Annotated in this window: 20 protein-coding genes; 11 read left to right on the top strand and 9 right to left on the bottom strand. The window is 72.5% G+C overall.

Annotation, left to right across the window (positions count from 1 at the left end):
* Window positions 1-136: 136 nt before the first annotated feature.
* Window positions 137-1,165 carry a medium chain dehydrogenase/reductase family protein gene (locus tag ACLJN9_RS06060; RefSeq protein ID WP_410810070.1) on the bottom strand — a complete coding sequence of 343 codons (1,029 nt, stop codon included), beginning with the start codon at window positions 1,163-1,165 and terminating at the stop codon, window positions 137-139.
* Window positions 1,166-1,256: 91 nt separating this feature from the next.
* Window positions 1,257-1,799, bottom strand: a complete 543-nt coding sequence (locus tag ACLJN9_RS06065; protein ID WP_410810071.1) for a TetR/AcrR family transcriptional regulator — start codon at window positions 1,797-1,799, stop codon at window positions 1,257-1,259.
* Between the two features lie 122 nt (window positions 1,800-1,921).
* Here ACLJN9_RS06065 and ACLJN9_RS06070 point away from each other — a divergent pair, with 122 nt between their 5' ends.
* The 3 genes from ACLJN9_RS06070 to ACLJN9_RS06080 all read left to right on the top strand — a co-directional run bounded on the left by ACLJN9_RS06070 (window position 1,922) and on the right by ACLJN9_RS06080 (window position 8,175).
* Window positions 1,922-2,401, top strand: coding sequence for a winged helix-turn-helix transcriptional regulator (locus tag ACLJN9_RS06070; RefSeq protein WP_410810072.1), 480 nt, complete (start codon window positions 1,922-1,924; stop codon window positions 2,399-2,401).
* Between the two features lie 220 nt (window positions 2,402-2,621).
* Window positions 2,622-5,654, top strand: a complete 3,033-nt coding sequence (locus ACLJN9_RS06075; RefSeq protein ID WP_410810073.1) for a S8 family serine peptidase — start codon at window positions 2,622-2,624, stop codon at window positions 5,652-5,654.
* Between the two features lie 97 nt (window positions 5,655-5,751).
* A complete protein-coding gene (locus ACLJN9_RS06080; RefSeq protein WP_410810074.1) occupies window positions 5,752-8,175 on the top strand; it encodes an ATP-binding protein in 2,424 nt (807 codons plus the stop codon).
* Window positions 8,176-8,230: 55 nt separating this feature from the next.
* Here the strand turns inward: ACLJN9_RS06080 and ACLJN9_RS06085 are convergent, their stop codons facing one another.
* From ACLJN9_RS06085 to ACLJN9_RS06105, 5 genes are all read right to left on the bottom strand, one after another.
* Window positions 8,231-10,516 (bottom strand): glycoside hydrolase family 27 protein, encoded by a 2,286-nt coding sequence (locus ACLJN9_RS06085; RefSeq protein WP_410810075.1) that lies wholly within the window; start codon window positions 10,514-10,516, stop codon window positions 8,231-8,233.
* 48 nt (window positions 10,517-10,564) lie between these two features.
* A complete protein-coding gene (locus ACLJN9_RS06090; protein ID WP_410810076.1) occupies window positions 10,565-12,658 on the bottom strand; it encodes an alpha-galactosidase in 2,094 nt (697 codons plus the stop codon).
* On the bottom strand, window positions 12,655-13,479 hold the full coding sequence (locus ACLJN9_RS06095; protein ID WP_410810077.1) for a carbohydrate ABC transporter permease: 825 nt from the start codon (window positions 13,477-13,479) through the stop codon (window positions 12,655-12,657). Before ACLJN9_RS06095 ends, ACLJN9_RS06090 begins: the two co-directional genes overlap by 4 nt.
* Window positions 13,476-14,300 carry a carbohydrate ABC transporter permease gene (locus tag ACLJN9_RS06100; protein WP_410810078.1) on the bottom strand — a complete coding sequence of 275 codons (825 nt, stop codon included), beginning with the start codon at window positions 14,298-14,300 and terminating at the stop codon, window positions 13,476-13,478. Before ACLJN9_RS06100 ends, ACLJN9_RS06095 begins: the two co-directional genes overlap by 4 nt.
* A gap of 100 nt (window positions 14,301-14,400) precedes the next feature.
* Window positions 14,401-15,696 carry an ABC transporter substrate-binding protein gene (locus ACLJN9_RS06105; RefSeq protein ID WP_410810079.1) on the bottom strand — a complete coding sequence of 432 codons (1,296 nt, stop codon included), beginning with the start codon at window positions 15,694-15,696 and terminating at the stop codon, window positions 14,401-14,403.
* A gap of 158 nt (window positions 15,697-15,854) precedes the next feature.
* On the opposite strand from ACLJN9_RS06105, the gene ACLJN9_RS06110 reads away from it, so the two are divergent.
* The 8 genes from ACLJN9_RS06110 (at window position 15,855) to ACLJN9_RS06145 (ending at window position 23,067) form a co-directional block, all read left to right on the top strand.
* Window positions 15,855-16,601 (top strand): SDR family NAD(P)-dependent oxidoreductase, encoded by a 747-nt coding sequence (locus ACLJN9_RS06110; RefSeq protein WP_410810080.1) that lies wholly within the window; start codon window positions 15,855-15,857, stop codon window positions 16,599-16,601.
* A 37-nt stretch (window positions 16,602-16,638) separates the two neighbouring features.
* A complete protein-coding gene (locus ACLJN9_RS06115; protein WP_410810081.1) occupies window positions 16,639-17,349 on the top strand; it encodes a FadR/GntR family transcriptional regulator in 711 nt (236 codons plus the stop codon).
* The gene (dgoD, locus tag ACLJN9_RS06120; RefSeq protein WP_410810082.1) at window positions 17,346-18,491 is read left to right on the top strand and encodes a galactonate dehydratase; all 1,146 of its coding nucleotides are present in this window, start codon (window positions 17,346-17,348) and stop codon (window positions 18,489-18,491) included. Before ACLJN9_RS06115 ends, dgoD begins: the two co-directional genes overlap by 4 nt.
* Window positions 18,485-19,339: a hypothetical protein gene (locus ACLJN9_RS06125; protein ID WP_410810083.1), complete on the top strand. Its 855-nt coding sequence runs from the start codon at window positions 18,485-18,487 to the stop codon at window positions 19,337-19,339. Before dgoD ends, ACLJN9_RS06125 begins: the two co-directional genes overlap by 7 nt.
* Window positions 19,336-19,956, top strand: a complete 621-nt coding sequence (locus ACLJN9_RS06130; protein ID WP_410810084.1) for a bifunctional 4-hydroxy-2-oxoglutarate aldolase/2-dehydro-3-deoxy-phosphogluconate aldolase — start codon at window positions 19,336-19,338, stop codon at window positions 19,954-19,956. Before ACLJN9_RS06125 ends, ACLJN9_RS06130 begins: the two co-directional genes overlap by 4 nt.
* A complete protein-coding gene (locus tag ACLJN9_RS06135; protein WP_410810085.1) occupies window positions 19,953-20,894 on the top strand; it encodes a sugar kinase in 942 nt (313 codons plus the stop codon). The genes ACLJN9_RS06130 and ACLJN9_RS06135 overlap by 4 nt, the downstream gene beginning before the upstream one ends.
* A 41-nt stretch (window positions 20,895-20,935) precedes the next feature.
* Window positions 20,936-21,817, top strand: a complete 882-nt coding sequence (locus ACLJN9_RS06140; protein ID WP_410810086.1) for an SMP-30/gluconolactonase/LRE family protein — start codon at window positions 20,936-20,938, stop codon at window positions 21,815-21,817.
* Window positions 21,818-21,963: 146 nt separating this feature from the next.
* Entirely contained in the window at window positions 21,964-23,067 is a 1,104-nt protein-coding gene (locus ACLJN9_RS06145; protein ID WP_410810087.1) for an L-dopachrome tautomerase-related protein, read from the top strand.
* A 60-nt stretch (window positions 23,068-23,127) separates the two neighbouring features.
* Here the strand turns inward: ACLJN9_RS06145 and ACLJN9_RS06150 are convergent, their stop codons facing one another.
* Complete coding sequence (locus ACLJN9_RS06150; protein WP_410810088.1) at window positions 23,128-23,883, bottom strand: dienelactone hydrolase family protein; 756 nt, start codon at window positions 23,881-23,883, stop codon at window positions 23,128-23,130.
* Window positions 23,884-23,945: 62 nt separating this feature from the next.
* On the bottom strand, window positions 23,946-25,955 hold the full coding sequence (locus ACLJN9_RS06155) for an FAD-dependent oxidoreductase (protein ID WP_410810089.1): 2,010 nt from the start codon (window positions 25,953-25,955) through the stop codon (window positions 23,946-23,948).
* Between the last annotated feature and the right edge of the window lie 106 nt (window positions 25,956-26,061).

The raw sequence follows: 26,061 nt of genomic DNA on the forward strand, positions 1-26,061 counted from the left end.
GTCGCAGCGGAGGGGATCAGGATCGGTAACGCCCCTGGTGGGCTGGTGGCGACGGTGTCTGGCGGCCACCGGGGTCCCGGGCGACATGTCTACCGTACGCCCTCATGGCCTGAGCTGCATGGGCACCGGTGGCTGGTCAGGGCTCCAGGACCACCTTGCCCGGCCGGCTGCGCGTCTCGGCGAAGACCAGTGCGGCGGACACCTCGGTGAGCGGGAAACGGGCGGCGATCTGCGGCACGATGACACCCTGGCGCAGCAGGTCGAGCACGGTGGCGAGATCGGCGCGCAGTCGACGCCGGAACGCCGCACGGCGGGTGAGGTGACCGGCCCAGAAGTTGTAGAAGCCGGCCCGGTGTCCGTTCGGCAGGGCGTTCCAGGTGTAGAGGCGGGCCAGCAGCTTGATGAAGACCCACACGATCGACCCCGCGGAGCCCAGGGCGGCGGCGTTGCCGTAGACGACCAGCTTGCCGCCGGGCGCGAGCAGGCGGTACGAGGTTTCGACGCCCGGACCACCCACCGGGTCGAAGACGGCGTCGACGCCGCGCGGTGACAGCTCTCGGATGCGAGCGGCCATGCCGGGGTCGCGGTAGTCGAGCGGTTCGACCCCGAGGGCGCGCAGCGCCCCGTGGTGCCGCGGGGCGGCGGTGCCGATGACACGGAGTCCGAGGTGACGTCCGAGTTGGACGAGCACGGTTCCGACGCCGCCGTTCGCGCCGTGCACCAGGATGGTCTGCCCGGCCCGGAGGTCGGCACCGTGCACCATCTGCCAGGCGGTCACCCCGTTGACGACCACGGTCTCGGCCGCGGCGGGGTCCAGTTCCGCGGGTACGGGGGTCAGGTCGTCGACGGCGAGCACGGCGTGTGTGGCCCAGGCGCCGGTCTTGGTGACCGCCGCGACCCGTGTGCCGATCAGTGCGTCGTCGCCGCCCGGCCCGACCGCCCGCACCGTGCCGACCAGGTCGTAGCCGGGAACGAACGGGTACTTCGGCTGGCCGGGGTAGAGGTCACGGCGCATGGCCTGTTCGGCGTACGAGACGCCGGTGGCCTCGATCTCGACGAGGGCCTGCCCGCGGGCGGGGACGGGCCTGGCGCGTCTGTGGATCTGGAGCCCGTCCGGCTCGACCACGCCGGGCAGCACGACTTCGGTCATCAGAGCGGTCGTCATGGGACATCTCCTTAAGTTTGTAAGTGCGCACTCACACACTTCAGTAGGTCGAAAGGTGGGCCGCCATCGGCGGCCCACTGGCTGCGTGGGGTCAGGGGTGGCGGATACCGGCGGTCAGTGCGCGCGCCCACGGCTCGGAAATCTGCTCGAGACCCACGGTCACGATCAGATGGCAGAGCTGGCCGTACGCGAAGAACCGCTGCACCTGCGCGTCGTCGGCGCCGGCCCGGTCCTGCACGAACCTGGCGACCCGTCCGTAGCCGGCCCGAACCGCCTCGGCGATCTCCGGAATGTCCGTGACGGCCTGCGCCTGGACCTGGAAGAGCAGCAGGTCACGGTCGGCGATCAGCTCCGCGTAGGCGCCACCCATCGAGGTCAGGATCTCCTCGGGGCCGGCACCCTCGGCACGTTCCGCCCCGGCTTCGAGCGCCGTGACGATGCGTTCGAAGCACGCACCGGCGGCCGCCACGAACAGCCCGAGCTTGCCGGCGAAGAGCCGGAACACGTACGCCTCGGAGATGCCGGCGGCGGCCGCCACGGATGTGACCGGGGTGGCGTGGAAGCCGGTACGGGCGAACGCGGACACCGCGGCGTTCAGAACGGTGACCCGGCGGGCCTCGGCAGTCGATCGCATGTTTGTAAGTGTGCACTCACAAACTTACTCCGTCAACCTCGGAACCCCGGTGGCTCGCAACCGGGTCCGGCAGTGAAGCATCTGACTAGTCGCTACACAAGTCAGGTCGTACGCTGGTGGTCATGGATGACCTTCTGGACGACCGTGACTCCTGGTCAGGTGCCAACTGCTCGGTAGCCCGCGCCATGGACATCGTGGGTAGCAGGTCGACGATCCTGATCATGCGCGAAGCCCTGTTCGGAACGCGCCGATTCGACGACTTCGTCCGCCGGGTCGGGGTCGGCGAGCCGGCCATGGCGGCGCGACTCAAGGAGCTGGTCACGGCCGGCGTGCTCGAACGGATTCCCTACCGGGAGCCGGGGCAACGGACCCGCCACGAGTACCAGCTCACCCGCAAGGGCCGCGAGCTGTTGCCCGTCATCACCGCGCTGCGCACCTGGGGCGACACCTGGGCCGCCGACGACGCCGGCCCCTCCATTCTCGCCACCCACCGGGACTGCGGCCACCAGGTCCGGACCACGCTGCGGTGCGCCGCCGGCCACGACGTCGACGACGCCGACATCGACATCATCGGCGGGCCCGGCCTTCTCCGGAGCGCGTGAGGGCGACCCGCGAGCGCCCAAAATGACGCGCAAAGTACCCGCGACGTTACGAACGTGTTTCCAAGGTAACAGCCAGGTTGCGAGTGCTTCTCGCTGATCGATACCGCTCCTACGTTTCGGCCACCGTCATCAGTCGTGGCGGCCGGCACCGAACGTGGAGGCAAACGACGTGCCACAACCGAATGCACATCGGCCCGGACGGCCCAGGCGCACAGTCAGCATGCTGGCCGCCGTCGCGCTGGCCGCAGCTGGCCTGACGAGCTCGCCGACGGGCGCCACCGCCGCCCCGACCAGCAGCGGACCGACCGCCCGCTACCTCGTCCAGCTCGCTGAGCAACCGCTGGCCACCTACACCGGCGGCGTCCCCGGAATCGCGGCGACCAAGGCGACCGCCGGCAGCAAGCTGAACCGGACCTCCGGCAACGCGACGGCCTACCGCGAGCACCTGCGCCAGCAGCGCAAGGCCGTGCTGGACCGTGTCGGCGTCCCGGCCAACCGCACCCGGGTCACCATGGAGACCGCGTTCAACGGCTTCGCCGCCGACCTGACCGGGCCGCAGGTCGCCCGGCTACGCGCCAGCCGCGGCGTCCGGGCGGTGTACGAGAGCCAGAAGGTGCACGCGACCACCGCGCACACCCCGGACTACCTGGGCCTGACCGGCAAGGGCGGGGTGTGGCAGCAGCAGTTCGGCGGGGACTCCCGCGCCGGTGAGGGTGTCATCGTCGGGGTCATCGACAGCGGCTACTGGCCGGAGAGCGCCAGCTTCGCTCCGCTGCCCACCCCCCGGCCGGATCAGGCGATCATCGACGCCAAGTGGAAGGGCACCTGCGACGCCGGCACCGAGGCGCCGGTCACCTGCAACAACAAGGTCATCGGAGCCCGCTGGTACAACGACAGCGGCATCGCCGACGCCTTCCCGGACGACTACCTCTCGCCCCGCGACCGCAACGGCCACGGCACCCACACGGCCAGCACAGCAGCCGGTGACCACGGCGTACCGGCGACGTCGGGCGGCCAGGACCTGGGCAGCATCTCCGGTATGGCGCCGGCCGCCCGGTTGGCGATCTACAAGGCGCTGTACGACGACGGCTCCGGCTCGGCCACCGGCACGGACATCGACATCGTGCACGCCATCGACGACGCGGTTGCCGACGGCGTCGACGTGATCAACTATTCGATCGGCGACGACAGCGAGCGGTTCGGCGCGGTCGACGCGACGTTCTTCAACGCCGCCGCCGCAGGGGTGTTCGTGTCCGCCGCCGCCGGCAACTCCGGCCCGTACGCCAACACGGTCGACAACTCGACCCCGTGGGTGACCACGGTGGCCGCGAGCACCACCGACCAGCAGAACACCCGCAGACTCACCCTCGGCAACGGCACCACCATCTCCGGCGTGGGGCTGGGCACCACCGGTGTCGGGCCGGCACGGCTGGTCTTCGCCAAGGACAGCGCGCTCGACGAGAGCAACACCTACGGCGCCGAACTCTGCGCGGACGACACGTTGGACCCGGCCAAGGTCAAGGGTGCGATCGTGCTCTGCCTGCGCGGCGAGATCCCGCGTACCGACAAGAGCATCGAGGTGGCCCGAGCCGGCGGCGTCGGCATGGTGCTCTTCAACGACTCGCTGAACTCCCTCAACGCCGACGTGCACACCGTGCCGACCGTGCACATCAACGAGGTCGACCTGGCCACGGTCACCGCGTACGTCGGGACCGGCAACGCCACGGCGACCATCTCGGCGAGCAAGCTGGAGATCGTCGACGCTCCCTCGGTCGCGGCGTTCTCCTCGGCGGGCCCGTCGAACCTGAACGCCGGTGAACTGCTCAAGCCGGACATCAGCGCGCCCGGCCAGGACATCGTGGCGGCGTTCTCCCCGGCACAGGGTGGGAACGACTTCGCCATGGAGTCGGGTACGTCGATGGCGGCGCCGCACATCGCCGGCCTCGCCGCCCTGCTGCTGGCCAAGCACCCCGACTGGTCGCCGGCGGCTGTCCGCTCGGCCCTCATGACCAGCGCGCAGGACACCACCGGCAAGGGCGAGCCCATCAAGATCGGCACGTACGACGCCACCCCGCTCAACTACGGGGCCGGTCAGGTCAAGCCGGGCGGCGCCTTCGACCCGGGCCTGGTCTACGACTCCCACCAGCAGGACTGGATCAAGTACCTCTGCGGAGTGTCCGCCGATCGCGGCAGCGACTTCGGGCTGGGCGACCTGGCGGGCTGTGACGAGATCGGGGCGATCGACACCGCCCAGCTCAACTACCCGTCGATCGCACTGGGTCGGATGGTGGGCAAGCAGAAGATCACCCGTACCGTCACCAACGTCAGCGACAAGACCAGCACCTACACCTCCTCGGTGCAGGCGCCGGCGGGCTACACGGTGAAGATCACCCCGGCGAAGATGCGCATCCGCCCCGGTGCGACCGCCCGCTTCACCGTCGAGGTCACCAACACCGGCGCCGCGTTCGACACCTGGGCCGACGGCGCACTGACCTGGCGTGACGAGCACGCACACCAGGTACGCACCCCACTGATCGTGCACAACTCCGGGCTGATCGCCCCCGACGAGATCACCGGCAAGGGCACCTCCGGCAGCGCCCGGATCACCGCCGAGGTCGGCTACCAGGGTCAGCTGGTCACCCAGCTCGCCGGCCTGACCGCCGGCACCGCCCGTACGGTCACCCTGCACGGCGACGCGCAGAGCTGGGACTGGAGCTCGTCGAACAACCTGCCGGTGCCGCTGCCCGCGTCCATCGACAGGAGCACGGTGCACGTGCCGGCCGGTACCCACAGCCCCGAGGTGCGGGTGACCTCGAAACGGGCCACCTGCTCGAACATCGGCTGGGACGACGAGGAGGGGTTGCAGGAGTGCACGGAGTTCAGCGTCAACGTGTACGACACCACCGGAAAGTTCGTCACCGCCACGGTCAGCGGTCGTGACGGCGCGAAGGTGACGCTGCCGGACGGCGCGGGCGACTACATTCTCGTCGTCGAGCAGGGGTTCACCGAGAACCTGCCGGCGGGGCAGGACGGCAACGACTACACCATCACCACCTACCTGCCGGGAGCACCGGGCACCTCCACCGGCAGGCTCACCATCAACCCGAAGCAGCGCAGCGTACGCGCTGGCGCAACGGCGAACCTGACGCTGCGGTGGTCCGGGCTCGCTCCGGGGCAGCGCTACGTCGGGTTGCTGGAGTTCCGCAACGGCAGCGGTGTGCTCAAGACGGTGCCGATCACCGTCCAGTCCTGACCGCGGCACCGGACCGGTCGGCCGTTCTGTGACCCGGGTCACCGTCGGTCGACCGGCCAGCCGACCGCCAGCATCGGGGTGATCTGCTCGCCCCACGGTGATCGGCGGCGACGAGGACACAGCGCGGGGCGGCGGGAGTTCCACTCCCGTTCGCCCCGCGCGTCTACGCGGACCCGTCGAGTTCGTCGGCCGGACGGCGGAACTGGCCAGGCTGCGCCGACTCGTCGATGCCCCGCCGTGCCTGGTCCTGCTCGAGGGTGAGCCCGGCATCGGCAAGAGCCGGCTGGTCGCCGAACTGCTCGCCGAACTGCCCGGGCACCACCTGATCGGCGAGTGCGACGACGTGCCGGAACCCTTTCCGCTCGGCGTGCTGCTGGACGCCGTCCGCACGGGCGCCGACCGGATCGGTCCACTCAATCCGGTGGCCGGCGCCCTGGCGCCGCTGCTGCCCGAACTGGCCGACCTGCTGCCCGCCGCACCACCTCCGTTGACCGACCCGGCCGCCGAACGGCACCGGCTGCTCCGGGCCGTCGGCGCGGTGTTGGCCGCGTTGAGCCCCACCACGCTGCTGCTCGAGGACCTGCACTGGGCCGACCCGGTCACCTGTGAGGTGCTCGGCTATCTGAGCACCCACCCGGTGGACGGCCTGGCCGTGCTGCTGACGGCCCGCTCCCCGATGCCCGGCGGCAGCACGCCGATCCACGACGCGCTGGCGCGCATCCCGCCGGGGGCGGTCACCCGCGTACCGCTGGGTCCGCTGGACGCCGACGACGTACGTCGACTGGCCGCGCGGACGCTGCGGCTGGACGATCCGCCGCCACGGCTCACCGCCGCCCTGCTGGAGCGCACCGCCGGCATCCCGTTCGTGGTCGAGGAGGTGCTGCGCACGCTCGCCGAGCGGGGCGGCGACCCACTGGCCGACGACAGCGTCCCGTTCGTCCTGCGCGATGTGCTGCTCTGGCGGCTGCGTCCGCTCGACGAGGCCGCCCGGGAGGTGCTCGGCGCCGCCGCCGTGCTGGGCCTGACGCCGGACCAGCGCGTCCTCACCGCCGTGCTCGGCGTGGACCGGGCGGCGGTGAGCGCGGCGCTGAGCGACGCCCACCGCGCCGGTCTGCTGCACGACGCCGGGGACGGGCTGCGTTTCCGCCACGACCTGGCCCGGCAGGTGGTCTACCACCTGGTGCCCCGGGAGAACCGGGAGTGGCTGCACCTGCGCGTCGCCCGGGTGCTGGAGCAGGAGTTGCCCCGACCGGTCGCGCAGTTGGCGCACCACTACCGCCTGGCCGGCAGCGGAGCCGACTTCGTCCGCAACGCCGAGGCGGCCGCAGATCTGGCCACCGCGCGCGGCGACGACGCGACCGCCGCCGGCTTCCTGCTCCAGACCATGGACGTCGCCGAACTGCCCCGTCCGGTGCGGGCGCGGCTGGCCGGCAAGCTGGGCCGCTCGGCCATCGACGGGCTCAGCCAGGCGGAGGCGATTCCGGTGCTGGAGCGGCTGTTGGCCGACCGTCGACTGCCACCCGGTGCCCGGGGCGAGTTGGGCCTGGTACTCGGGCGGATGCTGCGCCAGCAGGGCGAGGCGCTGCGCGGGTACGCCGAGATCGAGCGTGCCGTGCCGTACCTGCGCGCGCCGCGTCGCCGTGCCCAGGCCCTGGCGGTGCTGGCGGCACCGGACACGGTCGTCGGCCGGCACGTCGACGACCACCTGGCCCGGTGCGCGGAGGCGGAGGTCGCCGCGACGGCCAGCGGGGACCCGGCGGCGCACCTCGCGGTCCGCATCGCCCGAGCCTCGCTGCTGCTGGAGCTGGGCGACCCGGCGGCCTGGGCGATCATCGGGGAGCTGCGCGCCTCCGCCGAGCTGGCCGAACGGCCCCGCGAGCACGCCCGGGCCTGCCTGAACTGGGCTCAGGGTGCGCTGCACGCCGGGCACCTGGACCAGGCCGCCCTGCTCCTGCAAAACGGCCGGGAACTGGTCGACGAGAGCGGCTACGAGCGGCTGGCGGCGCTGGTGGAGGTCACCGAGTTGTCGCTGGACCGGGCCGCTGGGCGGTGGGACGGCCTGGCCGAACGGCTCAGCCGGTTCGTCGCCGAGGCCAGGCGGATGCCGGTCACGCTGCTGGACGCACGCTCCGAACTGGCAACGGTGCTGGCACGTACCGCCTCCGGCGACGAGGTGCGGGTGGCCGAACGGGCGCTGCGGGACGTGGTGGCCGACGCCCGACGGGTCGGCGCGATCTGGCCGCTGGTGCAGGCGCTCTCGGCCCTGGCCCGGCTGACCCTGGCCAGCCAGCCGGACGAGGCCGTCCGACACGCGACCGACGCGCTGTCGCTGGTACGCGGCAAGGGCATCCTGGCGTGGGCCGCCGACGCGGTGCTGGTGCTTGCCGAGGCCGCCGATGCGGCGGGCGACCCGGCGCGGGCCGCGACCGCGGTGGCCGAACTGGCGGAGGGTATCGAGGGCCGGGACGCACCGCTGGCGCTGACGGTCCTGCGCCGGTGCCGGGAACTCGTTCCGGCCTAGCCACTGCGGGTCGTGCTGGTGGCGGGCCGCCGGTCAGCGGCCCGCCACCAACGGATCAGAGGACGACCTGGTGCACCCGGTCGTCCACACCGCGTACCGCCAGCCACGCACTGCCGTTGGCGCCGGCCGCGGCCCCCGGTGCGCCCTGGAACGCGTCGGTGGCGAACTCGCCACGGCGGAACCAGCCGCCCCACGCTCCGTTGGCGAAGTTGCGCTGCCAGAGCCGGTTGTCGGCGGCCAACGCGAACAGGTAGACCCGGCCGGACGTGGCGAGCAGGGTCGGGCTGCCACTGGTGGTGCCGCCCAGGCTGGTCCAGGCCGTCCAGGTCGTGCCGGTCCGGCTGCGCCACCACACCTCGTCGGTCCGGCTGCGGACCGCCACGTGCAGCACACCGGCGTCGTCGACGACCGCGCTCGGCCGGCCGTAGATCGGGCGGTCCTCGGGGGCGCCGATCCCGGTCCAGCCGGTGCTCCGGGTCCGTGACCAGAGCTTGCCGTCGGCACCGCGGGCGAGAAGCGTCCACTGGGTCGGGCTGGTCCAGGCCACCGTGGGTGCGTCGGTCACCGTGCCACCGAGGCTGCTCCACGACCCCCACGACCCGGCGACGTAACTGCGCCGCCAGACCGCGTCGTCGGTGCCCCGCACGAAGACGTCGATCCGGCCACCCGCCGAGGCGTACGCCGCGGGCTGCCCGAGGATCCGGCCTCCGACCGGGCCGCCGAGCGACGTCCAGCTCGTCCCCCACGTCGCGCCGGCGCGGGTGTTCACGGCCAGTGCGCCCTGCGCGTTGCGCACGAAGGCGGTGGCGTTCGTGTCGTCCACCCGGACCAGCGCCGGGCCTGCGGTGGCGGGGCCACCGAGGTCGGCGCCGGCCACCTGGTCGGTGCCCGTCAGGCCCAGCATCGCCACCCCGTGCGCCGGCACCTGAACGGTGTACGAGCCGGTGAACGGCTGCGTGCCGGCGGTGCCCGCAACGGCGTCGACATCGGCGCGGGCCCACAGGTCGCGGACCGCGACCGAGCCGCCGAGCGCGACGTCGGCGAAGTTCACCGTGATCTGCTGGGCGGTGTCACGCCGGTTGAGCAGCGCGACCGCCCGTCGGCCGGAGCCGGTGAGCACCTTGCTCCAGACCTGCGCGTCGACGCCGGTGTCGGCGACCTTGACGCCCTGGCGGACCAGCGGGTCCTGGTCCACAGCGACGATCTCCGGGTTGGTCAGCGCCGCGACCATCTCGCTGGGCAGGCCGCGCGGGTCGGAGCCGATCACCAGTGGCGCGGCCATGATGGCCCACATACCCAGCTGCGTCTTGGACTCCTCCAGGCTCAGCTCGAACCCGCCGCCGGGCAGCGGGCGCATCGGCAGCAGGTAGTCCGGGTCGTTGTAGTGGCCCGGCCCCGTGGCCGCCGGGTGGTAGGCGTTGGCGTCCATGTTGCGCAGCACCCACGGAAACGCCCACTGTGGAGTGGGATCGGTCAGGTTCACGTCCGTGTACGTCCGCCAGGAGTCCGCGACGGTGGGCGCGTAGGTGTAGCTCCAGGTGGACAGCTGCTGCGGGGTGTACGGGCCGCCACCCCAGTCGGCGCTGACCGGGTTGCAGATGTTGAGCAGCATCGGCCGGGGCGACCGGCGTACCGCGTCGGCGAGCTGACGGAAGGTGGTCTCCGGGTCCAGGCCGGCGGCCCGACCGCACAGCCAGTCGGCCTTCAGCGCGTCGAAGCCCCAGCCGGCGAACTGGGCGACGTCGGCCTGGTAGTGGCCGTTGCTGCCCAACCCACACTGGCCCGGCAGGTATGGGCCGGCGTCGGTGTAGATACCGGCGTTCAACCCCCTGCCGTGGATGTACGCCGCCAGCGCGGCCATCCCGCCGGGAAACCGGGCCGGGTCGGCGACGAGCCGGCCGGCCTGGTCACGCGGGGTGGGCGCGGCCCAGTTCCCGTCGATCCAGACGTACGTGTAGCCGGCGTCCCGCAGGCCACTGCTGACCAGGAAGTCGGTGACCGACCGGACCTCGGCCTCGGTGGGATCGCCACCGAGACCGAAGTAGGTGTTCCAGCCCTGGTAGGGCGTTGGCGCGAGCCCGCTGTTGAAGAAGGCCGGCGCGCCCTGGTCCTCGGCGCCGGTGGCGGCCTGGCCGCCGTGGCCGGGCCGGCCGGGGCCACCGTGGCCCGGCGCGCCGGGGCCACCGTGACCGGGATCGCCGTGGCCGCCGTTGCTGGGTCCGCCGTGGCCGCCGGCCGAGGGTGGGCTGTGGTGCGGTGGGCCGGCCGTGGCCGGCAGGGGGCCGACCAGGCCCAGGCCGAGGACGGCCAGGGCGACGGTCAGGGGTCGGTTCAGGCGCATGGGGGTACTCCTGTCCCTCGGGGGTGGGGTGCGGGTGGTGCCCCGGCCTCAGTCGCGATGCAGGACGACGAGGTCGGCGTCGTGGGTCGGGCTCCAGTGCACCGGCAGGCCGACCGCGGCGAGGTGGCTGCCGGAGTAGTGCCGATCGCCGTGCCGGTAACGGGCGGCCGGGTCCAGGCCACGCAGCGGCAGCCGGACCGGGCGGGACGGAAGCAGGCCGGCGCCGTCCAACCGGCCGGTGTGCCACGCCAGCACCACCACCCGGCGCTCGTCCGGCGCGGTGTACTGCACCGCGCAGCGGGTCTGGTCGGGGCCGCCGATCAGGTGCACCTCGCCGTGCGTGACGACGTCCCGGATCTCCTTGTAGCGGGCGATCCAGTCGGCCGCCTCGGCCCGCTGCGCCGGGGTCCAGGACCGGATGTCCGCGCCGATGCCGAGCACACCGGCCATCGCGAGCACGAACCGGAACGCCAGCGACCGGGGGCGCTGGTCGAACAGGCCGGGCGCGTCGGTGACCCAGGAGCTGAGCAGGTGCGGGGCGTTGGCGTGCAGGAAGCCGTACTGGATGGCCAGTCGGTCGAGCGGGCCGGTGTTGTCACTGGGCCAGAAGACGTCGGCCCGGGCGGCCATCGCCAGGTCGGTCCGCGCCCCACCACCGGCGCACGCCTCGATCAGCACGCCGGGGTGGTCCCGGCGCAGCCGCTCGTAGATCCGGTGCAGGTTGGCCACGTGCGCGCCGTCCAGGTCGAGCGGCGCCACCCCGCCCGGCCGACCGGGCTCGGTACGCGGCCGGTTGAAGTCCCACTTCAGGTAGTCGATGTCGTACCGGCGGAGCAGACCGTCCACGGTGGAGTGCACGAACTCGGCGACCTCCGGCCGACCCAGGTCGAGCAGGTACTGGTTGCGGACCGGGGTGAGCGGCCGGCCTTCGACGGCGTACACCCACTCCGGGTGCTCGGCGTAGAGCGTGGAGCGCGGGTTGACGCACTCCGGCTCGACCCAGAGCCCGAAGTTGAGCCCGAGCGCGCGGACGTCGGCGATGAACGCGTCGAACCCGGCCGGGAACTTCGCCGGGTCGGGCGTCCAGTCGCCCAGGCCAGCGGTGTCGTCGTTGCGGCCGACGAACCAGCCGTCGTCCACCACGAACGTCTCGACGCCCAACTCTGCGGCGATCTCGGCGAGCGCCAACTGGCTAGCCGCCTCGACCGCGAAGTAGGTGGCCTCCCACGAGTTGTAGAGCACCGGCCGGGGGGTGAGCCGGTCACCGGCGAGCAGCCGTTGGTGGGTGTGCCAGACCCGGGCCAGCCCGTCCAGGCCGTCCTGGCTGTACGCCCCGGTGACCACCGGCAGGGTCGACCGGTCGCCGGGGGCCAGCTCCAGCGGACCGTCGACCAACTGGCGGCCGGCCCGGACCCTGGTCAGACCGCCGGTGTCCCGTTCGGCGCTGATCTCCCACGAACCGGTCCAGGCCAGCGCGATCCCCCAGGCCGGCCCGGCGGGCTCGGCCGTGTCCCGTACGGCCAGCCAGGGCACGTGCAGGTGGCCGGGCACCCCCTGCGCGCTGCCGATGCTGAACGCGCCGTGGCCCAGCTCGACGTGGGAGAGTTGGAACTCCTGTTCCCACTGCCCCCACTGGTGGCTGAGCAGCGCGCCGTGCGGAGTGGGTACGCAGAACCCGGCCGAGCCGGCCCGGACCACCCGCAGTGGACCGCTACCGTCGTTGGTCAGCTCGACCCACCGCTGCACCACGTCGGTGCCGGCCGGCACCCGGTAGTGCACGGTGGCCCGGAGCCCGGTGACCGGGTCGGCGAAGTCGACGGCCAGCTCGCGCTGGTCGGCGTGGGCCAGGGCAGCGGTGTAGCCGAGGCGCACCCGGCGGTCCCCGGCCGCCGTCTCGACCACCAGGTCGGCGCCGGTGAACGGCCGGTCGGCGTCGGTGGCGTACTCGATCGGGGCGGCGTCGCCGGGGGTGAGGAACGGCACCGGGCCGTCGTAGGCCACCGGGGACGGCCCGTCGGCGACCCCGCGCGGACCCCACGCCACCAGCTCCAGCCACCGGCCGTGCTCCGGCACGGTGACGGTGTACTCGGTGGTCGTGCCGCGTAGCGTCCAGCGCCGCTCGGCCACCTCTGGAGCGCTCACTTGACCGCCCCGATCGCCAGGCCGGAGACGAAGTGCCGTTGGAAACGCAGGAAGACCGCGACCGTGGGTACGGCCGCGATGACCGTGCCGGCGGCGATGACGTTCCAGGACGAGACGAACTGGCCCTGCAGGGCGAGCAGCGCCGGGGTGACCGGCATCTTGTCGTCGGTGCGCAGCACCGTGATCGACCAGAGCAGGTCGTTGAAGATCCAGGTGAAGGAGAGCGCGCCGAGTGCGGCCAACGCCGGCCGGGTCAGCGGCAGCATCACCCGGGCGAAGATCTGGCCCGGACCAGCGCCGTCGATGGTGGCCGCCTCCTGGATCTCGCCCGGCAGGTCGCGCATGAAGCCGTGCAGGACGAAGGTGTAGAAGCCCAGCCCGAAGCCCACCTGCACCGCGATCAGCGCCCAGAGCGTGTCGTAGAGACCGGTCAGCTCGCTGAACTTGGCCACCGGGATCAGCAGGATCTGTGGTGGCAGCAGGTTGCCGGCGAGCATCAGCAGCAGGATGGTCCGCCGTCCGGGAATCCGGAAGCGACTCAGCGCGAACGCGGCCACCGCGGCCAGGCTCAGGCTCAGCGCCACCGACGGGATGGTGACCAACAGGCTGTTGACCAGGGCGCGCAGCTCACCGCCGTCGGTCCAGGCCTGGCGGTACGTGTCGAGCGTGAACGACCGGGGCAGGCTGCCGACGCCGTGCGCGGCGATGTCGTCGAACGACCGGGTGGACATCACCACCACCCAGAGAACCGGCCCGAGCCAGAGCAGCGAGAGCAGGATCATGCTGGTGTGGAAGGCCCCGGTGCGGAGCTTGGAGATCACGCTTCCTCCCGGAACGCACGGATGAGGTAGCCGAGGATGACCGCCAGCGCGAGCACGAAGATCACCACGGCGATCGCGGAGGCGTAGCCCAGCCGCAGACTCTGGAATGCGGTGGAGTACATGTACGTGCTCAACAACTCCGACGAGTGGTACGGCCCGCCCCTGGTGAGCGACCAGACGATGTCGAACGACCGCAGCGAGTCGATCACGATGACCGAGAGGACGACGGCGTTGACCCCCTTGAGCTGGGGAATGGTCACGTGTCGCAGCCGCTGCCAGGAGTTGGCGCCGTCCATCCGGGCCGCCTCGTGCAGCGCCGGGTCGATCGCCTTCAGCCCGGCCAGGAACAACACCATGACGTAGCCGATCTGCCGCCACAGCGCGGGCAGGATCACCGCGTACAGCGCGGTCTGCGGGTCGGCGAGCCACGGCCGGATCAGGTGCTCCAGACCGACGCCGCGCAGGATCGAGTCGGCGACCCCGTCGGGCTGGTAGAAGACCCGCCAGACCAGCGCGGTCACCACCATCGAGAAGACCACCGGGGTGAACAGGGCGGCGCGGTAGAAGCCGACCCCGCGCCGCTCGCGCTGCAGGGCCAGGGCCATGCCGAAGCCGCCGACCACGGAGAGCCCGCCGAAGAGGACCAGCCAGATCACCGTGTTGAGCAGCGCGCCCCGGAAGGTGGCGTCGCCGGCCAGCTCGACGTAGTTGTCGACGCCGACGAAGGACGGCGGGGACATGCCGTCCCAGCGGGTGACCGAGAACCAGAAGCCCTGCAGCGCCGGCCAGAAGACCCAGATGCTCTCGACCGCGAAGGGCACCAGGACAAATGCCAGAAGCAGCGGCGACAGTCCCGCGGACCGCCGCCGCCGCCGCTGGACGACCGGCGTTGCCGCAGGTGTGGAGATGGTTGCCGTCACGTCAGCCCTTGAAGACCTTCTCGGCACTGGCCTGCCACTCCCGCAGGATCGCGTCGATCTGGTCCGGCTTGTCGATGAACTTGGTCAGCGCGGTGTCCGCGGTGGGCTGGAGCGCGTCGCTGGAATCGCGGTTGAAGAACTGGGTCAGTTCCTTGGCGCCGTCCAGCATCGCCTTGCCCTTGGTCACCAGCGGCGAGTCGGACGCCTTGGCCTTCGGGTTGGCCGGCAGCACGATGCCCGAGCTGGCCTTGACGTACGCCTCCTGCGCCTCGACCGAGGCCAGGTAGCCGAGCAGCGCCTTGGTGCCGGTCGGGTTGGCGGTCTTCGCGCTCGCGAAGAAGCCGTCGGTGGGGGCCTCCTCGGCCAGTGGCACCGCCGGGTCGATGATCGGGAACTGGAAGAAGTCCAGGTCGCCGAGGGCGTCCTTGGGCGCCGCGTCGGCGAAGAAGGTGCCGATCAGGAACATGCCGGTCTTGCCGGCCAGCAGCGCGGTGGTGGCCTCCTGGAACGGGTACGCCTTGCCCTTGGGGTCGAAGTAGGGCAGCGCCTCGCGCCAGCGGGTGAAGACCGCCTTGACCTTGGGGTCGTCGAAGCGCTGCTTGCCGGCCAGCAGCTCGCGGTGGAACGGGGCGCCGTTGATCCGGATGTTGAGGTAGTCGAACCAGGCGGAGGCCACCCACGGGGTGTCGCCCAGGCCGATGCCGATCGGCGGGATGCCCTTGCTCTTCAGCGTCTCGCAGAGCGTCAGGAAGTCGGCCCAGTTCTTCGGCTCCTGCACGCCCCACTTTGCGAAGTTGGACTTGCGGTAGAAGAAGCCCCACCAGTAGTTGTTCATCGGCAGGAAGATCTGCTTGCCGCTGGCGTCGGTGGAGAGGGTGCGCAACGACTGGGGGTAGTCGCCCAACGACTTCCAGACGTCGGAGACGTCCAGCAGCAGGTTTCGGCTGGCGTAGTCGTTGGCGACCGAGCCCGCGTACCAGGTGTAGAGGTCCGGCGGGTTGGCCGAGGTCAGGTAGGTCGGCAGCTGGGTGCGGAAGGTCTCCGACGCGATGGTGTTGAGGCTTGCCGTGCCCTTGCCCTGCCCGTTGAAGGTGGAGATCAATTTCTCCATCGCCGCCTTGGCCTGCGGCGAGGAGAGGTTGGACTGGATGGTGACGGCGCCGGACGCGTTGCCGGTCGACGGCCCGCCGGCCGAGCTGGCGCAGGCGCTGAGGAACGAGCTGGCGCCGAGCGCACCCAGGCCGGCGAGCCCGAGGTGCCCAAGGAATCGCCGGCGACCGGGGTCGAAGTCGCTCACGGGGGTGTCCTTCCTCTACGACACGAAGCGTGACGTTGCCGTGTGTCATCCATGTGAGTGGTGGTGACCAGAAGGTTGCATCGGCCCCCGGCGGCTGTCAAGATATCTTCGTAATTAATGATTAGATGAGACCGGGGCGAGGTTACGTGAATCAGCCTATGCGCCGACTAGAAGGCAGGACCGCGCTGGTCACCGGCGCTATGGGCGGGATCGGCGCGGCCGTCGCACGGCGGCTCACCGCCGAGGGAGCTGCCGTTGCGCTGCTCGACGTGTGCGATCCGACGCCGCTGGCCGAGGAGCTGACCGCACGGGGCGGCCGAGCACTGTCCGTGATCGCCGATGTGAGCGACGAGGCCGACTGGACGGCCGCCGTGGCAGCGGTGCGGGGCGATCTCGGTCCGGTGGACGTCCTGGTCAGCAACGCGTACGCCGTGCAGGTCGCACCGGCCCACGAGACCAGCCGGCAGTCCTGGGACCACCAGCTCGGCGTGAGCCTCACCGGCTCGTTCCTCGGCGTCCGAGCCTGCCTCGACGACCTGCGGAAACGCGCCGGGGCGGTGGTGCTGGTCTCCTCGGTGCACGCGCTGGTCGGGCTGCCGGGTCGACCCGCGTACGCCGCCGCCAAGGGCGGCCTGGTCGCGCTCGGCCGCCAGCTCGCCGTGGAATACGGCCCCCAGGTGCGGGTCAACACCGTGCTGCCCGGCCCGATCCTCACCGGGGCCTGGGCCGACGTGTCCGACGAGGACCGTCGGCGCAGCATCGCGGAGACCGTGGCGAAACGGTTCGGCACCCCCGACGAGGTGGCCGCGACGGTGGCCTTCCTCGCCTCACCCGACGCCGCGTTCGTCACCGGCGCGAGCCTCGTGGTGGACGGTGGTTGGACCGCGGTGAAAGCCTCCGCCTGAGAGATCGATCCGGACCAACGAGAAGGCCAGGACAGCATTGGCACAGTACGCACGGCGCGGCATCCACGGGCAGACCGTGGAAGCCATCGCCCGCCGCATCCTCACCGGTGACATCGCCGCCGGCGCCACCCTCAACATCGCCGCGTTGCAGGAGGAGTTCGACGTCAGCCTGACCGCTCTGCGCGAGGCGCTGAAGGTGCTCTCCGCCAAGGGCATCGTCGACGCACGGCAGAAGCGCGGCACGTTCGTGCGCCCCCGCGCCGACTGGAACCTGCTCGACGGCGACGTGATCCGCTGGCAGTTCGCCGAGGGCGCCGACCACCACCTGCTGGAGAAGCTGCACGAGGTCCGCGCCATCATCGAGCCGGCCGCCGCCCGGCTGGCCGCCCGCCGGTCCACCGAGGAGGACGTGGCCGCCCTGGACCGGGCGCTCACCGAGATGGCCGAGGCCGACGGCGACCCGGCCGCCGCCGTCGCCGCCGACCTCTCCTTCCACCGCGCGCTGCTCGCCGCCACCCACAACGAGCTGCTGGAACGCATGGAGGTGGTGATGGAGACGGGGCTCGCCGAACGGGACCGGCTGGTGCACGGAGGCGCCGCCCACGACGACCCGGTGCCCAGCCACCGCGCGGTGGTCGACGCCCTGCGCGCCCGGGACGAGTCGGCGGCCGAGACCGCCATGCGTGAGTTGCTGGACAAGGCCGTCCGGGACGTGGAGAAGGCACGGGGACAGAGGGGCAGTCGGTGAAGATCGAACGGATCGAGACCTTCCTGGTCGCACCACGGTGGTTGTTCTGCCGGGTGGAGACCGACGACGGGCTGGTCGGCTGGGGTGAACCGGTGGTCGAGGGGCGCGCCGAGGTGGTGCGCAGCGCCGTCGAGGTGCTCTCCGAATACCTGATCGGTGAGGATCCGCTCCGGATCGAGCAGCACTGGCAGATCCTCACCAAGGGTGGCTTCTACCGGGGCGGGCCGATCCTCTCCAGCGCGGTCGCCGGCCTCGACCAGGCGCTGTGGGACATCGCCGGGCAGGCGTACGGGGCACCGGTGCACGCCCTGCTCGGTGGCGCCGTCCGCGACCGGGTGCGGGTCTACTCCTGGATCGGCGGGGACGAGCCCGACGAGGTCGCCGACAGCGCCGCCGCGCAGGTGGCCGCCGGTTTCACGGGCGTCAAGATGAACGCCTCGGGGCGGCTGTCCGCCATCCCCACGTCCGCCGAGGTGGACGCGGTGATCGGCCGGGTCGCCGCCGCCCGGGAGGTGCTCGGTGCCGACCGGGACATCGCTCTGGACTTCCACGGCCGCGCCGGGCTGGCCGCGGTACGCCGGATCCTTCCCGAACTGGCACCGCTGCGGCCGTTCTTCGTGGAGGAGCCGGTCCTGCCCGACCAGGCCCACCACCTGCGCGACATCGTCGCCAGCACCCCGATTCCGGTGGCCACCGGCGAACGCCTCTACGGCCGCTCCGAGTTCCTCGGCCCGTTGCAGGCCGGGGTCGCCGTGGTCCAGCCGGACCTGTCGCACGCGGGCGGGATCTCCGAGGTCCGTCGGATCGCCGCGCTGGCCGAGACGTACGGGGCACTGCTCGCCCCGCACTGCCCACTCGGCCCGATCTCCCTGGCAGCCAGCCTCCAGGTGGCCTTCGCGACACCGAACTTCCTGATCCAGGAACAGAGCATCGGCATCCACTACCACTCGGGCTCGGAGTTGCTGGACTACGTCGTCGACCCGGAGCCCTTCCGGTTCGTGGACGGGCACATCGCCCGATTCGACCGGCCCGGCCTGGGCATCACGGTGGACGAGGCAGCCGTCCGCGAGGCCGCCCGTACCCCGCACGCCTGGCGCAACCCGGTCTGGCAGCACCGGGACGGGTCGTTCGCCGAATGGTGACCTCGGTGGAGCCGGTGCCGCTGCGGATGGCGTACGACGCGGCGCTCGGCGGGCGGTGGACCAGCCTGCGCGGCGGCGGCCGTGAGTGGCTCTGGCGCGGTCCCGAGCCCGGCCGTCGCGAGGTACGCCCCGACGACGCGTTCGTCGACGCCGGCGGGCTGGAGGAGTGCCTGCCCACCGTGCGCGGTCGACCCGACCACGGCGAGGTGTGGTCCCGGCCGTGGCGGGCGGCCGGCACCGGAACCCTGGTCATCGAGCGCCCCGACTTCACCCTGACCCGGCGGATCAGCGACCGGTCCGGCGCGGTGGTGGCCGACTACCTGCTCGCCGCCGAGCCGGGTCACCGCTTCGTCTGGGCGGCGCACGCCCTGCTCGACCTCTCCCCCGAAGCCCGCCTCGACGCGCCTGCCGGCACAGCGACGCGGCTGCACCCCGAGGCCGCCGCGCTGCTTGCCCCGGGCACCTGGCCCGACGGCAGTCCCTGGCTGACCGGGCCCTGGCCCGCCCCCGCAGGGCTGACTCTGGATTCCTTCGGCCCGGCCGACGGGACCGCGCTCGGCGCGGTGCTGCTCGACTGCCCCCGGGTCCGGCTCACCGACGGTGTCGACCGGCTGACTCTCGAGCTGGAGTGCACCGACCAGCCTCGCAGCACCGCGCTCTGGCGCAACCTGGGCGGCTGGCCGGCCGCCTCCCCCTACCGCAGCATCGGCGTCGAACCGATGCTCGGCGCCGCTTTCGACCTGGCCGACGCCGGGCCGGCCGATGCTGCGGTCGTTCCGGCCGCCGGTGAGGTCGCCTGGCGGCTCAGCGTCTCCGCCCACCGCATCCACCGAGGACATTCGCGATGAACCTGCTCGACGAGTTGCGTACCCACCGGCTGTTGGCCATCGTGCGCGGCGCCGACCCGGCCGCGGCGCTGGCCGCGGTGCTCACCCTGGCCGACAGCGGCGTGGCGCTGGTCGAGGTCTCGCTGACCGGCGCCGACGCGCTCGGCACCATCCAGCGTGCCCGGGCCGCACTCGGTGCGGACTTCGCGCTGGGCGCGGGCACCGTGCTGAGCGTCGAGGACGCCCGAGCGGCGGCCGAGGCCGGCGCCGGCTTCCTGGTCACCCCGGCGCTGGCGCCGAGCCTCGCCGAGGCCGGTCGGCTCGGGCTGCCGGTGCTCGCCGGCGCGCTCACCCCCACCGAGGTGGTGCAGGCCAGCAGCGGCGGGGCCACCGCGGTCAAGCTCTTTCCGGCCTCGCTCGGCGGGCCCGACTACCTCGGCGCACTGCGCGACCCGTTCCCCGGCACCGCCTTCGTGCCGGTCGGCGGTGTCGACGTCGACGGCGCACGGCGCTACCTGGACCGGGGAGCGGTCGCGGTCGGCGTCGGGTCTCCGCTGCTCGGCGACGCCGTCCGGGGCGGCGACCCGGCGGCACTGCGCGAGCGCGCCGCCGCCTTCCTCGCGGCGGTCGCGCCATGACCGACCTGCTGACCCTCGGCGAGACGATGGCGGCCTTCCGCACCACCGGTCCGCTGCGGCTGGGTGGCACCGCCGGCATCTCGATCGCCGGGTCCGAGTCGACGGTGGCGATCGGGCTGGCCCGGCTCGGCCACCGGGCCGTCTGGGTCGGGGTCACCGGCGCCGACGAGCCCGGCGAGCTGATCCGCCGTACGCTGCGCGCCGAGGGCGTCGACCTGGCCTTCACCCGGGTCGACCCGGCGGCCCCGACCGGGCTGATCCTCTTCGAGTCCCGGGTCGCCGACATCAACCGCGTCACCTACCACCGCGCCGGGTCGGCCGGCTCCCGGCTGCGCCCGGCCGACGTCACCCGCGCCTTCGACGCGCCCGGGCCGCCGCCCCGACTGCTGCACGTCACCGGCATCACCTGCGCGCTGGGCGCGGAGCCGTACGAGGCCGTGGTGGAGGCCGTTCGGCGCGCCCGCGCGGCGGGCAGCACGGTCTGCCTGGACGTCAACCACCGGCACCGGCTCTGGTCGATCGCCGACGCCGCCGAGGCACTGCGGCCCCTGCTGCCCTCGATCGACCTGGTGGTCGCCTCCGACGACGAGTTGGCCGTGCTGACCGACGCGGTCGACCCGGTCGCGGCGCTGCGCGCGGCCGGCGTGGCCGAGGTCGTCGTGAAGCACGGCGCGGACGGTGCGACCAGCCACAGCGCGACCGGCACGGTGCACCGCCCAGCCCGGACGGTGCCGGTGGTGGACACCGTCGGCGCTGGCGACGCCTTCGTGGCCGGGCTGCTGTCCGGCTGGCTCGACGGTGCCGACGCGCCGACCCGGCTGGACCGGGCGGTCACCACCGGCGCGTTCGCGGTGGCCACCCGGGGCGACTGGGAGGGCCTGCCCGACCGGGCGGAGCTGACACTGCTCGACCACGGCCCCGGCGGCACGGTGCGCTGACCCCCTGGGGCGACGACCGCAGCGCCGATCGAAGGAGCGAGATGGAGCTGACCGAACCGACCGTGTGGAGCATGGACCGCCTGGAGCTGGGCGAGGGGCTGCGCTGGGTGGACGGCCGGCTGATCCTGGTCGACCTGCTGGCCGGGCGGTTGCTGGAGACCGACGGCGACCGGCCGGGTCCGCTGCGGGAGCTGCGTCGGCTGACCGTACCGCTGGGTGCGGTTGCCCCGGTCGCCGGCAGTCCCGGCGACTGGCTGGCGGCCGCCGGGACCGGCGTCGCTCTGCTGCCCGCCGCCGGTGAGCTCCGACCGGTCGCCGATCTGCTCGCCGCCGACCCGGAGCCGGCCCGCATGAACGACGCGGTCGCCGACCCGCACGGCCGCTTCTGGGCCGGCAGCATGACGTACGCCGGGGTGCCCGGCGGTGGGTCGCTGTACCGGCTGACCCCCGGCGCGGCGCCGGTGCGTGCGGTGACCGGGCTGACCGTGCCGAACGGTCCCGCGTTCGACGCCGCCGGCACCACCATGTACCTGGCGGACTCGCCGCGCGGCGAGGTCGACCGGTTCACCGTCGACCCGGGCACCGGAAAGCTGAACGGGCGGGAGCCGTTCCTGCGGCTGGCTGCCGACGACGGCGGCCCGGACGGGATGACCGTCGACGCGGCGGGCCACCTCTGGGTCGCGCTGTGGGGCGGCTCCGCCGTACGCCGCTATCGGCCCGACGGCACACTCGACCGGGAGATCCGGCTGCCGGCAGGACAGCCGGCTGGCATCTGCCTCGGCGGCCCCGACCTGCGCCGCCTCTTCATCGGCACCGCCCGGGTGGGGCTGTCCACGGCGGGCGCGCAGGACGGCGCGCTGCTCGCGGTGGACGTCCCGGTTCCCGGCCTGCCCACCGCGAAGGCGGCCGCGCCGGTGGGCTGACCGCGACCCGGACAGCCGACGGAACTGACCACGACGAGGCATACCGGATGGCCGGGCGGGAATAGCGGCAGCCGGGTCACCCGCGACCAGCGTGGGTCGGGCCCACCGGCAGGGGGCGAGACGATGAGCACCGTGGGGCGGGCGTCATGAACGGGCCGGTCGGCGACGAGCCGGTTGGCGGGTTGGAGTTGGTGCACACCTTCACCGGCCCGATGCCGACCGGGGTGAGCGTCTCGCACCGGGGCCGGATCTTCGTCAACTTCCCGAAGTGGGGCGACGAGGTGCCGGCCACGGTCGTCGAGCTGCGCGACGGCCGGGAGGTGCCCTACCCCGACCAGCCGTGGAACGACCCGTCGGGTGACGACGACGCGGGTGCGTTCGTCTCGGTGCAGAGCATCGTGGTCGACCCGGCCGACCGGCTCTGGGTACTGGACACCGGCAGCCCGATGTTCCAGCCCACGAAGCCGGGCGGGCCGAAACTGGTGCGGGTCGACCTGGACAGCGACAGCGTGGCCCAGGTGATCACCTTTCCGGCGGACGTGGCGCTGCCGACGACGTACCTCAACGACGTTCGCTTCGACCTGCGGCGTGGCGAGGCGGGGGTCGCCTACATCACCGACTCGGCGGCCTCCGGACCCAATGGGATCATCGTGGTCGACCTGGCCAGTGGAGCGTCCTGGCGGCGGTTGCACGACCACCCGTCCACCAGGGCGGAGCCCCTGACGACGTTCCGCCCGGTGGCCGAGGGACGGCCGTTCCTCGAGCGGCCGGCGGACGGGCCGCCGAAGCCGGTGACCATGGGCGCCGACGGCATCGCCATCTCGGCCGACGGCACCCGGCTGTACTACTGCCCGCTGGCGTCCCGGCGCTGGTACAGCGTCGCCACCGAGGCCCTGGCCGACCCGGGCGTCACCCAGGAGGCGGTCGCGGCCACCGTGGTCGACGAGGGCGACAAGGGCACCGCGGCGGACGGTCTGGAGAGCGACGACGCCGGACGGCTCTACCTCACCTCGTGGGAACACAACGCGGTGCTGCGGCGGATGCCCGACGGCGAGTACGAGACGGTGGTCCACGACCCGCGACTGCTCTGGCCGGACACCATGTCGGTGGCGGTCGACGGGCACCTCTACGTGACCGCCAACCAGCTGCACCGACAACCTCAGTACCAGCGGGGCCAGGACTTGCGGCGCAAGCCGTACGCGCTGTTCCGCACCCGGATCGACGCCGGGCCGGTGCTGCTGCGCCGCTGACCGCGCGCCACCACCTGGACGCCGACCGGGCCGTGCCGTGCCGTCGGAGCCGACGGTTCGTCAGCCCGCCGGCAGGGTCCGGTCCAGCAGGTCGAACAGGGCTGCCCAGTGTCGGTCGGTGGCCCGCTCGTCGTAGACGGGCGTGTCGGCCATGGTGAAGCCGTGGTGCGCGCCCGCGTACACCTCGGAGCGGTACCGGACGCCGGCCGCGTCGAGCGCCTTCTCCAGCGTCGCGATCTGCTCGGGCGTCATCGACGGGTCGGAGTCGGCGTGCCCGAAGTACGCCTCGCCGCTGATCGAGTCGACGCCCAGGTGCGGGCTGTCCGGCGCGTCGGTGACGATCCGGCCGCCGTGGAAGCTGGCCAGCGCGGCGATCCGGTCCGGGTGCGCCTCCATGGCCCGCAGCGCGTTCGTGCCACCCATGCAGTACCCGACGGCCACGACCGGACCGGGCCGGACGTCGTCTCGGGCGGCCAGGAAGTCGAGGTGGGCGGCGGAGTCCCGACTGATCACGTCGGCGTTCAGCGCACCGATCAAGGGTTTGATCTTCTCGAAGATCGCGCCGCGCTGCTCCGGCTCGGCGAGTCGGGCCAGGTCGAAGAGCGGTGCCCGGCCGGCCCGGTAGAACAGGTGGGGCATCAGCACGAGGTAGCCCCGCGCGGCGATCCGCTCCGCCATCTCCACCAGGCGGGGGCGCGGGCCGAAGGCATCCTGGAAGAGCAGCACCGCCGGGAACGGGCCGCCGGAGTCCGGCCGGCTCAGGCACGCGTCCGCCACGCCGTCGCTGGTCGGGACGTCCACCGTCGTCGTCTGCACCCGATCCTCCTCGTACGCCAACCGTTGATCCAGCACGAAGGCTACTCGTCGTGGGGCGGCGGTCAGGCACGCAGGAAGCGGACCGCGTCGGCCACCACGTGGCCATCCGTGCCGTCGGTACGGATCAGCACGCTCCCGTCGCTGCCCGCAGCGAACGGGTAGGTGCCCAGCGCGACCCACTGCCCGCCGGACTGCCGCTGGTCGACCGTCCGGGTGGTCACCCCTCCGGAGTACACGATGTCCACCGGCACGTTCGTCGCCCGGTTCTCCTCCGCGGTCCAGCGCAACTGCACGGTCCACGACCCGGAGGCCGGCAGCGTCGGACGGAACCGCAGGCGGTTGGTCCCCTTGGCGACGTTGCCGTCGTGCTCGTAGTCCGGGCCGTAGTAGCCGCCGATGCTGGTGCTGCGTAGCCACGTTCCGGCCCGGGTGACCCCGCTGGCCGCCGCGTTGTCCACGATCACCTCCCCGGCCGGCGCCCAGTCCAGCACCGCGCCGTCCTGGCGCAGCCGGCCCTGGAGGGCCGACACGGACACCGCCTGCACGGCGAGGTTCCCGGCGAGCGCCAGGGATGCCGCGCTGGCCGCGGCCTGCCCGAGGATCATGAACACCGGCTCCATCCGGATCGAGCCGTACGCGATGTGGCTCGCCGAGAGACAGACCGGCACCAGCAGGTTGGCGCACTGCGCCTGGTGCGGCACGATCGAGCGGTAGCTCACCGGGTACGGTGCCGGCACCCCGATCTGTACGTCCCCCTCGTTGCGCACCCTGCCGTCGACCACCACCCGCTGACAGTTGTGGGAGTCCATGGTGTAGCTGGCCAGGCCGACCGAGTCGGCGACCCGCACCCGGCCCCGGCAGTCGTTCTCCGTCATCACGTACGCGGAGACCATTCGACGGGCCTCGCGGATGTACAGCAGCGGCGGCCAACCGCCGGTGGTGGGAAACTCGTCGACCGGCAGGCCCCAGCGGGCGGTCGAGTCGCGTACCGGGGCCGGCAGGCGGGGGTCGTTGGCCAGGAACCACATCAGCCCCTGCTGGTAGGAGCGGTGCTCGGCGATGATGCTCTCCCGCGCCGCCCAGGTCGCCGTCGGGTACGCGTGGTTGAAGCCGATGTGGTCGGTGGAGACCGCTCCGTTGTTGTTCGAGTCGGTCTTGCCGCCGCCGATGGATCCGGTGGTGAAGTACGGGCCGGTGTAGCCGGCCTGGATGTGCCGCAGCAGCAGTTCGTACCGGATCGGGTCGTAGCCGGACGGCCTGCCGAACGGGATCCGGTTGGCCGACTGGGTCAGGCACATCCGGAAGCAGTACGCCTGGATCCGGTCGTCGCCACTGCCCTGCGGTGCGAGAGGGGTCGCGGAGATCCCCGGCAGCAGGCCGCTGGCGGGCGAACCGGCCGTCACGTACGGGTCGACCGGGTAGGCGAACTGGTGGGTGGTGCGGGACTGCACCCCGTTGATCGTCTCACCGTAGGTGTCGTTGGACTCCCGCCCGACGGTGAAACCCACGCCGGCCATGGCCAGCAGGTCACCCTCGTAGGTGGCGTCGACGAACACGCCACCCCGGTAGATCGACCCGTCCTCGGTGCGCAGCTCGGTGATCCGGTTGCCGCTGCGGCCGAGGCCGGTCAGCCGGGCGTGAACGACCACCGGGACGCCCGCGTCGGCGAGCAGGTCGGCGAAGACCTCGGCGGCGACGTGCGGTTCGAAGGTCATCCGCAGTGGCGAGGTCGGCGTGAGGGTCCCGCCGTGGTACTTGACGTACACCCGGCGGTAGAACTCGGCGGCCAGGCCGCCGATCGACGCCTGCACGCCGGTGTCGGTGGCACCCAGCCCGGCGGTGCTCAGTCCGCCGACGTGGCCGGTGGGTTCCACCACCACGGCCGTACGGCCCAGACGGCGCATGGTGATCGCGGCGGCCAGCCCGCCGGAGGTGGCGCCGTAGACGACCAGGTCGGCGGTGGTGACGGCCGCGAGGGCGGGGCCGGCCCGGAACGGGTCGCTGAGACCGGCCAGGACGAGGCCGGCGCCGCCGGCGGTGAGCAGGCGGCGGCGGGACAGGGGCAAGGACACGGCGGGCTCCCGAGGGGGTAACCGGAGAACGGGACGGTTACAGAGGCACGCCGCTGCGACTGCGAACGAAATTCTTCAATCTCTGCCGGCAGGTGTCAACCCGACC

It is taken from the genome of Micromonospora sp. 067-2 (assembly GCF_046549295.1).
Taxonomy (GTDB): Bacteria; Actinomycetota; Actinomycetes; order Mycobacteriales; family Micromonosporaceae; genus Micromonospora.